Origin of the sequence: Methylobacterium sp. BTF04, assembly GCF_010692745.1 — a bacterium.
GTDB lineage: Bacteria > Pseudomonadota > Alphaproteobacteria > Rhizobiales > Beijerinckiaceae > Methylobacterium.
This window is the reverse complement of the sequence record NZ_JAAHTB010000044.1, coordinates 18,082-29,249: the sequence shown is the minus strand read 5'-3', so window position 1 is coordinate 29,249 and position 11,168 is coordinate 18,082. Positions and strand designations below refer to the sequence as shown.

The window sequence follows — 11,168 nt, the reverse complement described above, 5'->3', positions numbered from 1 at the left end:
ATATCCGCCGCATCATGACGAAATAGGACCCCCGCGGTCCACGCCGGATGAATACGAACGAAGACCCGTTGGACGTCGACGACGGGTCCGGCCCATTGAAGGCGATCCCCCAGCCCGTGGTCGTGGTTGCCTCGGATCAGGTGGATGCGACCGTGCAGGCGCGCCTGGACCGCCGCGGCGTAATCGAGGCCGCACTTGTAGGCGAAATCTCCGAGGTGCCAGACGATGTCGTTTGGTCGAACCGCCTTGTTCCAGGCGGCGACCAGGGCCTCGTCATGGGCTTCGATGGTGTCGAACGGACGCGGTCGCGGCATGCGCGGACTGAGGATGCCGCGATGTCCGAAATGCGTGTCGGCGGAAAAAAGTGTTCTTGGCATGATAGCCTCCGGGATGACGGAGGCCGCTTGTCGCTACTGGCGCTCCGGGGTCAGGGGATCGGGTGGTGGTCCCTGGCTTTCATCGGTCGCGCACTCCTGGTCTGACGTGTCGATCGCATCGCCTCCGTCCCTGCCGCAAGCGGCGGGCGAACTGGATCCACCGGCAAAGCCCGTCCCTTGGCCGCTTTCCACACGATCACAGCCATCCTGAGGACGGCCCCTACGAAATGCGGTCGGTCATGGTTAAGGAATCGTTGATTCCGGATAGCTGGAGCGGACCTAAACCCTTTCCTGCAGTTACCCATTCATAGGCTTACGGGTATGTATCCGATCCGCGGCATCCCAAACGTCCTGCTTCACGACCATGCCCGCGTCCCCGATCAATCGGGGCATGATCCTCGTAAGCCGTGGAGGAATGGTCGCTGCCGGTTGCACACGTACGCGATGACGCAATTCTCAAGTTAAAAAGCCCAGTAAATTTTCTCAATTTGCGGTACGAAGGGTCGCTATAGTTGCATCCACTATTACATATAAAAACTACGACTTATAAATTAGAAGACGTTTAATGCTTTCATGTCAACCTCGGCCTGACGGTGCGCGGTCCAAGTTGCGATGTATTGTGAAGCCGGTGACGTACGCGAGGATTTCACATCTGAAGCTAATTTTTGCAGATCGGCAGTCGTCTGGCGCAACCTCTGAACGAGATCCGTCCGACTTTTCATGACGTCAGCTTTTATGGCCGCTACGTCTTGTGGATCTACCGGCCTGCTGGGATCGAAGGCGAATTTCGCTTCGGCCGTACGTCGCCACTTAATGATATTGTTTGCAGTTGCGGGTCCGAAGTTGCGTATCGCCACGATCTTGTTGTAGTCGGCGTCCGCTGCAGTCTCGATGCCATAGGAACGCAGAGTCAGCTTGCGAGTCTCTCCAACTCCTGAGATCTTTGCCTGAGCGATCTTGAACCGCTCCAGATGCCTCTGCATCTGAAGATCGCGTCGCTTTGCATCCAAGGCGGCGATGCGACGGGCTTCTTCACCAGGAAGGTTATGCACCTGCTGGATGAGCGTTTCTGCGTCCTGCCTTGCCTTTAAGAAAGTAGCATTGCCTGCCGACTGTTCGAACTGCCGCTTGGCCGTCTCCCATTCTGCCTGTGATGCTTTCGCGGCCTTTCTCAAGGTCCCCACGATCTCCGGAGGGCTGAACATTAAGCCGAAAGCCACGATCAGGGCGATGATCCCGAAAAGCGCCCCTCCGCCGCCCAAGCTGAACAGCCCGATGCCCGCGAAGCCGCTCACCACTCCGGCAAACCTGCGGCCTACCCGCGAACGCCCGGCGCCTTTCGTCGCCGGGCTCGGTACAAGATTGGGTAAGACAGGCATGAGCTTGGCCAGATCCGGGGCAGGCCCAGGGTCCGGAATGCCGCGAATGGCGGCGATGAGTTGGCCCAGGTCGATAGGAGCGCCGCCGGGAGCGCTCGTCGATACCGTCGGGACGAAGGCGACGAAGCCAGGGAAACCCCGCTCCATTCGACACCAGGGGCAGCCGGTCGCCTGGCGGAAGTGATGGTGGCTGGCGCTTTGATTGCACTTGACCAAGTCGGCCTCGGCCCTGTCGAGGAGCCCGACCCAGTCGGAGGCGGTTGGCCTTCCGGATGGGCTGACCCCGAGGGGGCCGAAGGCTCGCTCGAAGGCATCTGCAAGCGGTAGCGGCAGATCTGCCAACGTCGGCACGTGAGGCGGAGGCTCCATCTGCGTCGCCGCACGGCGGTTCGAGTAAGCGAAACGGTACTCCCTGATCGAGCGCTCGATATCCGGCATGTCGCCGGCCCCCTTGAACCGTCCAACGAATGGGAACCGGCCCATGAAGAGCGTCATGAAGACGAGTGTTGCCAACCCGAACGCATCATGGTTCGCCGTTCGTAGGACGCCCTCGAAGGATTGACCCTGAAGCTCGGGGGGCGTGAAATCGGGAGTGCCGACCTTGCACGGGAAAACCTTCTCGGCCGCCTTGAACTGAAACGAGTCGCTGTCGATCAGCGTGATGGTGGCGTCAGAGGCGACCATGACCACCGAGTGGTTTACGTCACCGACGACGCATCCCGAGGCATGAACGCTTGCCATGGCCCTCGCTACGTTCGCCATGGCGCGCACCAGCAATGGGAACGTCGCCGAAGGGAACGCCGTCTTGCGGCTGCTGGGCGAGTAGAGCTCGTGGACCTCTTTCCGATTGCTGGCCTTCCGCATCGTGAAGCCGGCGAACGTACCCGACCGCATGTCGAAGAGGGCATCCAGGGGGTAGGCCACGAACTGGTTGGTCGCGTGCAGGCGCGCATCCACCATGGCGAGCACCTTGCTCTCGCGCCCGGCCGCGAGGCCCGCCTTATAGATCTTGGCCGCGAGTTCGCCCGGTCCCTCGACGGAACTCACGGTTCCCTCGCCGCCCTGACCCAGAGGGGCGCTCAGCCTTACGGTTGCTCCGGATCTCGTTCGATACTGCAGGACACTCATGCCGGGATGGGCTCAATCGATCCTGGCCGTGGCCGATGAGGCGGCGACGCCGCGCGGGATACGGCGAGCCAGCACCAGGGTCTTGTCATCCTCGGTGCGATCCGTGACCTGCGGGCTATCCAGGAAGTTCCTGAGGTCCATGGATAAGCGGCGCTGCCGCCCCTCCGGCGTCCGGCGAAGGGCTGGAAACATGCTCTCGAAGAAGCGGTCGAACGCGACCCTCGCACCGAAATCCAGGGCAAGGCGCTCCATCCCATCGGTGAAGACGGCGACCTCCTCGATTCGCCCGTCGAGCGCGACGACGTTGACCCGCGGTTCCGGGTCATCGGTCACGAAGTAGGTCGTAGCCGCATATTCTCCCTGGGCCGGCCAGCTGGGTACGCGCCATTCCGTTTCGCCCTCGATACGGCACGCACAGGCCCCGTCTCCCACATGAACGACTACGGCAGCATCGTCCGCGATGATGGCACCCACCATGGTCGCGGCGAAAGATCGAGGCATGTCACCGAGGACATTGGCACGACCGTTGATGCGGTCGCGGATCTCGTCGAGCCAATCCCGTGCCCTGGCCTCGTCCACGGCGGACACGCTGCCACCTGCCCGCAGGAAAGTCGCAACGGCCTGGCAGAAACCTCGGGCGACGATGGCCGAACCGTAACGCGAAAGCTTCGCGCTGCCGGCCCCGTCGGAAACCACGGCCACCAATGCGGAGCCGGTCGGGGTCCGAACCTCGATACATGCGCCGGCATCGTCGCACGGGGCCTCCTCCCTGGCATGGGAGGTCCCGATGGCGCAGGCACCGATCCAACTCCACTGAGCCTTCGGTGTCATCCGGCGACTGCCCAGCCGCTGGGTCCTGTCGGGTTCGAAAGGGCGGGGGTGTCATCGATGCGAGATTTCGAGACCGCCGACAGGGAGGCGGATAGCCACTTGAACAGATCCCGGAAGCGAAGGCCGTCCAGTTGCAGTGGCTCGCGCACGCTAATCTGCTTCAGGACCTCGAAGTTGGCCCCTTTCACCCCCACCGCAAAAAACATGAATGCCTTTGCATCCTCTCCCTCGCGGATGAGTTGCGAGGCTCGCGACACCGAGTCGGTCGGGCCACCATCCGTGATGAGGAAGACCCACGGGCGGTAATACCCGATGCCATTGCTCTTGTAGGCATCCTTGCGGGAACGGAGCAGGGACAGGGATTGCTCGATGGCGGCACCCATCGGGGTGTCTCCGACAACCGACAGCGTCGGCGCATGGAAGTGTTGGACGCCGACGAAATCCATCTCGACCTTGACCGGGCCAAAGGTGACGATCGCCACGTCGACACGCTTGGCTGCGAGTGAGTCCGCGAAAAGCTCATCCCGAAAGACTTGCAGGCCGGCGTTTAGCTCCTGGATCGGCCTTCCTCCCATCGAACCGGAGTTGTCGAGCAGAAGGATCACCGGGCACCGGTTCTCGGGGTTTTCGGCGAACTCGACGCTGCCGAAGGGTCGTTGATCGTAGTTCTCATCGCTCATCGGTATGCCTTTTGAGGATCGATCTCGCTTGATGGATACAGTCAGATTCGGTGCAATCCATCCAGCCCCAGCGCCACCTTAGGGGGGCTGCTGATTGCGATGTCGAGCTTCTTTGGTGAGAAGGGACACACCGGACGCTTGGTGCCCGATTGTAACACGTACGGGGAACGCTACGCGCTACGTGGCCTCGTCGGGCTCGCATTCGGAACCCGGTGCGGGTGTCCCTAAGGTCCCGCGGGGCGGTTATGCGCGGGATCCACAGCTCTCGAACATGATCGAACTCGCGTATCGAATTAAGCTTGCTCGAACACTTGGATGTTCCTATGTCGTTCTCGATCCCCGATGGGGATCGGTCGCAAGCCCGTTGGACAGACGAGAGGAGGACGAGTTTATGCACGCCGACCGTCGCCTCATAGCCATGACGCGCTTGCCCGCCCCAGGCAGCCACCCACTTCCCTTCTCCGTCGACGAGGCCTGACCGGCGCGTATGCGCCTACTCGCCTCCATTTCGAGGCGACCGTCATGTCCGATACCCCGATCCGACCCCTCCAGCCTTACCCCTCGTTCGAGGACCCGCCGCCGCGCGCGGCCAGCACTGACGCCCTGCTCGGCAGGGTGGTCCGACGACTATTCGAGGTCGGCGCACGCCACGAGGATGGCCTCGCCGGCACTCTGAAGGTTGTCCTCACGACGCTGGATCACCGCATGACCGCGGCCGGCAAGCCGTCGCGCTGACGACCGGGAAAACCATCCCCACCACGACGGCCCCCCAATCCGGAGACTCCCGATGAAACCACGAAAACCAGCCCGCGCACCCCTTTCCCGACAACCCTACGAGGCCTGACCGGCGCGCTCGATTGAGCCCGGCTGCCTCGCGACGGAGGCAGCCATGACGACAACGAACAAGACCACCGCCAAGGCCGCCCGGAAGGCCAAGTCCGCCCCTAAGCGCCGTAATGACACCGCCCAGGCTCTGCACGACTTCCTCGATGAAATCCCGGACGGCCGGCGTCCCATCGACCTGATGGAACCGGAGATCCGATCCTCGCGCTTCTACATCGCCCTCCACGCCTTGAACGAGTCCCTGACGACCGAGGACCGCCTTCGGATGCTGCGCTCCGGCGGGGCCGGGGTCGTTGTTGAGGTACCGTCCGCGGATTGGGTTCCGGCGATCCGCACGGCCGCCGAGACCCTGACACGCTTCAACCACGTCCTCGCCAGGAGCGGCAGCGCCCGGACCACCGACAAGAGTGACCATGGCAATGCTGAAGTCGGGGATTTCCTCGGCGCCGGAGGCCGGGTCCTGGGCGTCTCGCAGGCGCCGGAGCGGTACCTGCCGTCGGCGCTCCTCGCTGCCGCCGACGTGCGGATCAAGGTCGCTCCTCCCTCCAACGGCGTCATCCGCCAAGCCATCCTGAGCGTCACGGGCCGCAAGGCCGGTCGCATGCCCCAGGACGTCGCCCAGGGCCTCAGTTTCGATGTCTTGGCCGCATCCCTGCGCAAGGGGACGTCGGCGGGGGCCTGCGTCCGCCGGCTGATCGCGGCCTCCAAGGCCAACGCGACCATCGATCCGAACCTCGCGGACGTGCCCCTGCTGTCCGAGATTTCCGGCTACGGACGCGCCGGCGAATATGCTTCCAGGCTCGCCCATGATTTTTCGGAATGGAAGGCCGGGCGAATGGAATGGAGCGCCCTCGAAAGATCTGTACTGTTGGCAGGTGAGCCCGGCACTGGCAAGACTACGCTTGTACGTAGTATCGCTAAGACGCTGGAAATTCCACTCATTAGCACATCTGTTGCGCTTTGGTTTTCACAGACAAATGGATACCTAAATGAAATTGTAAAGGAAATTGACCGTGTCTTCACAATGGCATCTCAAATGGCGCCAGTTTTGATTTTCGTAGACGAGATGGATGGCATCCCGTCCAGATCATCACTAGGATCACGCAACAGAGACTATTGGGCCCCTTTGATCAACCATTGTCTCACGACATTCGAGAATGCGATCTCCGGCAACACGGACAAGATCATCCTGATCGGTGCCAGCAACTATCCCGAACTGATCGATCCGGCCCTGTTGCGGCCCGGTCGTCTCGGTCGGGTCATCACCGTCGAGAAGCCCGACGCCGACGGCCTGGCCGGCATCATCAGGCAGCACCTGGGGCCGGACGTCCTCGACGGTGCCGACCTGTCGTTGCCGGCCAGCATCGGCGTGGGCGCCACCGGGGCCGAGGCCACCGCCTGGGTCGCGGGAGCCCGGCGCAGGGCTCGGGACGCCGGCCGTCCGATGCGGCTCGACGACCTCGTCCGCGAGATCGCACCGCCCGACCCGAGGTCACCCGAGGAGGCGCTTTCCTGCGCCCGCCACGAATGCGGGCACGGCCTTGCCGTGACCCTGCTGGGTCCTGGCCAAGTCGTCAGCCTCAGCAATGTCATGTCCCACGGGCTTGGGGGCCTTACCAGGACGTCCATGCCGCGGGCCACGATCCTGACGAAGACGTCCATTGAGGCCTACGTCACCACCGTCCTTGCCGGAAGGGCCACCGACGAGGCCTTCGGCGAGGCGAATTCCGGTTCTAGCGGCGCCTACGCCAGCGACCTCGGCCTGGCCACCAGCATGCTCGCCTCCATGCATGTCAGCATGGGCCTGGGCGGCTCGCTCCTGCACCGGGCCTCGGATGCGGAGGCCAGGGAATGGATGCGCCACGACCCCGAAATGCGCCGTCGCGTCGAGGCTGACCTGAATATTTTGTACCTTCGCGCGAGGGAATTCGTCGACGAAAACAGGGGCCTGATCGACGCCTTGGCCCAAAGACTGGTCGTCGCCCGCATCATGGCGGGCGATCAGGTGCGGGCCCTGATCTCGCAGCTCAGGGCGACGTCGCCTTTCATCACCACCCTGGGAGGCCACGATGTCTGAGCTCGATCTCGACGACCTCACCGCCGAAATTTTCAAGAGGGTCCTGCGGATGCGCAGCACTCTGGACGAGGGAGAATTCGATCTCCTCGCCGGCGAGATCATGCTCGCGATGGGGGCCGCGGCAATGCGCAAGGCTGAAGACCGCGCGAGGTCAGTGCGTTGGAGTGCCGAAAGCCGGTCGCTGCCCAACGTCATTCATTTTCCTGGGCCTGCCAGTGACGCACGCGTCGGCGGCGTCGGGGATACAACCAAGGGGAATCGGTGACATGACGCGATCCGACCGAGATGTCGGCAGACCGTCGGGCCGGAACGGCCGTCCCACCGCCGTGACGCACGCCATGCAGATGAAAAAAATGCATCCGAGGCGAAAAAAGTTGTCGCGGAGGTGCCGCGACGCGTCCGTTTTTAGGGGGGTGCCTGGCCGATTCCCCATTTGGAATCGCTAGGCTTTTAAGCAAGCTTAGCCGTTCGTTTTCTGAGATTTGCTAGTTCAGGCCAAATAGTTACAACCAGTCGACGAAGGCGGGCCGCCGAAACCGAGGCGCCTGAAAGACATCGTCGGCGGTGCAATCGATGCCGCAAAGCCGAACCCAAACCGGAGCAAGAGTGATGATTAAGAAACCGCGACACCAAACGAAACGAGCGCTTCAAGCCTAAGCTCAAAGCGCTCGTAAACCGTCGACGGCTCTCAGGCTTGGCAGCAAACAGCCGTCGATCAATCCCGCCTCGCGGCGGACCGCACGTACGTCGCCGTAAGCGCAGGCGATAGTCACCGCATGTTTTGCAGCCGATGGCAAGCGCCACCGGGGTGATGTCCTGCGCCCGCGGCACCGAAAGGTGACCGAAATGCCTTCCGAAAACCCTGTTTCTCGTGCCGGCCACGCCGGTGCGGTTGAGCCTTACCGTCTACCCGAACCGTGGACGCCCCCCAGCCCCTCCATCGCCCATCGCCAGGTCAGCTTGACCTCGAAGGGCCATGTGCGTGGTCGAACCTTGACGCATGAGCCGACGCCGCGACGCGTTTTCGTCGAGAGCTATGGCGAACTCTCGGCCGCTCACACCCTGATGGCACGATCCGACGTCGTTCACCTCCGCGAGCAGGCCGAGCCCGTCGACTACATCGACGATCTCGGAGAGCCCCGGCAGCACTTCTTCGACTTCATCGTCACGCTCGCCGATGGCGACAAGGTTGCCATCGCCTACCGGCCTGACGAGAGTGCCGTGCGAAAGGATCTCGCCAGCACGCTTCGGTCAATCGCAGCGCACATGAACCCGTCGGTCGCGGACCGTGTCGTACACATGTCCGAACGGCACCTACCCAGGGAAATCGTTCGCGACGCGAAGCTTCTCAGAGCGGTGAGGCGAGACAACCGGCCGGAAGACGACAAGGCGGTCGCTGCGATCGTGGAGACCCTACTGGGGGTCACCACCGTTGGAGATCTCGTTCGCACCAGCGGTCTCAAGGGCCGAGCCTTTCGGGCAATCGTCCGCCTCATCGGCGACGGCATCCTGAAGATCGTCGGACCTCACGGCATCACCTACGCCACGCGGGTCGCCCGATACGCCGCGGCCGACGGAGGGCTGTGATGGCTCGACCCGCGATCCAGACAGCTCGACGGATCAATTGCCTACGATTCGGCCCCCATGATCGGGTAACGCTCGGCGGCCGCGCCTATTGCCGGCCGAAGGAGACCCCGAATGGCTGGGCGTTCGGCCGGGACGATGCTCCGGAACTCACACAGGAGCTGACGCACGAGACCATCGACGCCTACACCCATCGCCCGGGATATCGATACGAGCGCGATTACTACGCGCCAGCCGTCAGCCGCCAACGCTCGGCCGGTCTTGCCCAGTCCATGGATGACGTTCCTCGGCACGAACGGCCCGAGATCCTGTTTCGCTATCAGGTCTGTCACCGCTTCTACCGGCTTTGCGGAGAGGGCGTCGTTACCCGATCCGAACGCGGGATCACCAAGGCCCTTCCGATCATCGCCGCCGAGGTCGCTCTTCTCGAATGCGCGAAGGTTCGTCCAACTCTTCGGCGCCCATCCAAGGCTGCACCGGCGAGCTCCAGCGCGTCCTCGGATGGCGAGACTAAGCGTCGGGGCGGTCGGCAACGTGGTGTCCCCACTTCGGGAAAGCCAGAAATCTCTCTCCGTAAGATGCCGCCGGCACCGACTTTTTGGAAGTGGTGGAAGAAGTATATCGCCTCTGGGCGTGTCCCGTGGGGGATGCGGGACAATTACGGAAACTGCGGAGCGGCCCCAAGGCCTATCTGCACGGAAGCCTATGCCGTCCTGGAGCAGATGGCCGTCGATTACGGCACTCGTGAACAACCTTCAAAGGCTTTGCTCCTGGAGCGGATGCGTAACTTCATTGTCGCACTGAACGAAGACCGGGCGGACGATGCCAAGATCGCTTGTCCTTCTCGAAAGCAACTCAACGATCATCTCGACAGCCTCCGGAACATCCGTGTCGTAGCAGGGCGGAACGGGGGTGATGCCGCTCGACGGAAGAACAGCCCCGTCAGTCAAGGCATGGGGATCGTCCTTCCACTCGAACGTGTCGAGATGGATCATTGGGAGGTTCACCTAAAGAGCATTCTCGTCGCCCTCGGGCTGTGGGACAGGCTCAACCGCAATATGCGTCGCCGCATCGGCAGGATGCACCTTTGCGTAGCAATCGACGTGGCGACCAAGGTCATCCTCGGGATGCACCTGTCCGAGACACCCACCTCGGCCGATGCCGTCGCGGTCGTTCAGGCCATCGTGAGCGACAAGGGCAAGTTTGCCGATGCCGTCGGAGCGGCATTGCCGTGGGATATGCACGGCACGCCCGAGCTCATCGCCACCGATGGGGGGAGCGCCTTCACGGCGGACGATTTCGGCCTGGCGGTCGCGAGCCTCGGCTGCGATCACATCATTCCGCCCGGTGGCGTGCCTAGCCTGCGCGGAACCATGGAGCGGTTCTTCAAGACCGTTCACATGCGGCTGATCTCGCGGTTCCACGGCCGGACCTTCGAGAACATGCTGGCGCGCGGGGACTATCCCGCGGAGAAGCTCGCCAATCTGGATACGCGAGACCTCGCCTGGGTGATCGTGCGCTGGGTGGTCGATGTCTATCATGCCACCAAGCATGACGGTCTCAGCGGTGCGACGCCCCGGAACGCGTGGCTGGAGGCCGTCGAGCTTTACGGGACCACCGCACCTCCCGATCCGCACGTCCGGCGCAGCATCTTCGGCATCCCACTTGTTCGGACCCTCAATCAGGAGGGAATTCGCATCCTGGGGGTTCGCTACTGGAGTGACGCCCTTGTCGAGGAATTCCTCGACCGCGGAATCGTGGAAATCGAAATCAAGCTCGATCCGTCCGATATCGGAGAGATCTCGGTCCGCATTCGACGCGATTGGCACGCGGCGCGATGCGTCCGGCAAGATGTAGCCGGCATCGATGTCGAGACCTGGATCGAGGCCGCATCCGAGATGCGCCGTGTCAGGGGCGAACAGGCCGACTTCAACGCAAACGTCGTCCGGAATGCCGTGGAGGCCATCGAGGCGGTCGGAAGAGGCGCTGCGGATCGCGAAGGCATCGCCAACCCGACCCTCACGAGCGATCAGATCGACCAGGTCGAGCGAACCGCTCTGCTTGGGTTCTCGATCCCCGATCCGGTCGCCGAAACAGTTGCCGAGGACATCGACGGTCTCCTTTCCGGCGGCATCCCCGTCACCGGGCCGGCAAGCCCGCCACAGGTTCCTGTCGAGCCGAAGACGCCGCGAGCACGTCGTCCGCCGGAACCCATCCAGGACGCCCCAGACGATACGGACGACAGCACCTTCGACTTCGAGGATTAGTC

General features: G+C 62.9%; 11 protein-coding genes. 5 read left to right on the top strand and 6 right to left on the bottom strand.

Annotated elements, in window-relative coordinates; all coding sequences use genetic code 11:
* The 4 genes from G3T14_RS19735 to G3T14_RS19720 all read right to left on the bottom strand — a co-directional run.
* On the bottom strand, window positions 1-377 hold a 377-nt coding region (locus G3T14_RS19735; protein WP_163644250.1), incomplete at its 3' end, for a metallophosphoesterase.
* Between the two features lie 551 nt (window positions 378-928).
* On the bottom strand, window positions 929-2,803 hold the full coding sequence (locus G3T14_RS19730) for a protein kinase domain-containing protein (protein ID WP_163644249.1): 1,875 nt from the start codon (window positions 2,801-2,803) through the stop codon (window positions 929-931).
* Between the two features lie 93 nt (window positions 2,804-2,896).
* On the bottom strand, window positions 2,897-3,715 hold the full coding sequence (locus G3T14_RS19725) for a PP2C family serine/threonine-protein phosphatase (RefSeq protein ID WP_163644248.1): 819 nt from the start codon (window positions 3,713-3,715) through the stop codon (window positions 2,897-2,899).
* On the bottom strand, window positions 3,712-4,395 hold the full coding sequence (locus G3T14_RS19720; protein WP_163644247.1) for a VWA domain-containing protein: 684 nt from the start codon (window positions 4,393-4,395) through the stop codon (window positions 3,712-3,714). The genes G3T14_RS19725 and G3T14_RS19720 overlap by 4 nt, the downstream gene beginning before the upstream one ends.
* Window positions 4,396-4,917: 522 nt before the next feature.
* Between G3T14_RS19720 and G3T14_RS19715 the strand changes: the two genes are divergently transcribed.
* The 4 genes from G3T14_RS19715 to G3T14_RS19700 all read left to right on the top strand — a co-directional run bounded on the left by G3T14_RS19715 (window position 4,918) and on the right by G3T14_RS19700 (window position 8,902).
* Window positions 4,918-5,130, top strand: coding sequence for a hypothetical protein (locus tag G3T14_RS19715; RefSeq protein WP_163644246.1), 213 nt, complete (start codon window positions 4,918-4,920; stop codon window positions 5,128-5,130).
* Window positions 5,131-5,284: 154 nt separating this feature from the next.
* Window positions 5,285-7,315 carry an AAA family ATPase gene (locus G3T14_RS19710; protein ID WP_163644245.1) on the top strand — a complete coding sequence of 677 codons (2,031 nt, stop codon included), beginning with the start codon at window positions 5,285-5,287 and terminating at the stop codon, window positions 7,313-7,315.
* Window positions 7,308-7,580: a hypothetical protein gene (locus tag G3T14_RS19705; protein WP_163644244.1), complete on the top strand. Its 273-nt coding sequence runs from the start codon at window positions 7,308-7,310 to the stop codon at window positions 7,578-7,580. Before G3T14_RS19710 ends, G3T14_RS19705 begins: the two co-directional genes overlap by 8 nt.
* A 728-nt stretch (window positions 7,581-8,308) precedes the next feature.
* Window positions 8,309-8,902 (top strand): hypothetical protein, encoded by a 594-nt coding sequence (locus G3T14_RS19700; RefSeq protein WP_163644243.1) that lies wholly within the window; start codon window positions 8,309-8,311, stop codon window positions 8,900-8,902.
* Window positions 8,903-8,943: 41 nt separating this feature from the next.
* Here the strand turns inward: G3T14_RS19700 and G3T14_RS19695 are convergent, their stop codons facing one another.
* Complete coding sequence (locus G3T14_RS19695) at window positions 8,944-9,432, bottom strand: hypothetical protein (RefSeq protein WP_163644242.1); 489 nt, start codon at window positions 9,430-9,432, stop codon at window positions 8,944-8,946.
* A gap of 222 nt (window positions 9,433-9,654) precedes the next feature.
* On the bottom strand, window positions 9,655-9,894 hold the full coding sequence (locus G3T14_RS19690) for a hypothetical protein (RefSeq protein WP_163644241.1): 240 nt from the start codon (window positions 9,892-9,894) through the stop codon (window positions 9,655-9,657).
* Between G3T14_RS19690 and G3T14_RS19685 the strand changes: the two genes are divergently transcribed.
* Complete coding sequence (locus G3T14_RS19685; protein ID WP_163644240.1) at window positions 9,886-11,166, top strand: Mu transposase C-terminal domain-containing protein; 1,281 nt, start codon at window positions 9,886-9,888, stop codon at window positions 11,164-11,166. The genes G3T14_RS19690 and G3T14_RS19685 overlap by 9 nt on opposite strands.
* Window positions 11,167-11,168 lie beyond the last annotated feature (2 nt).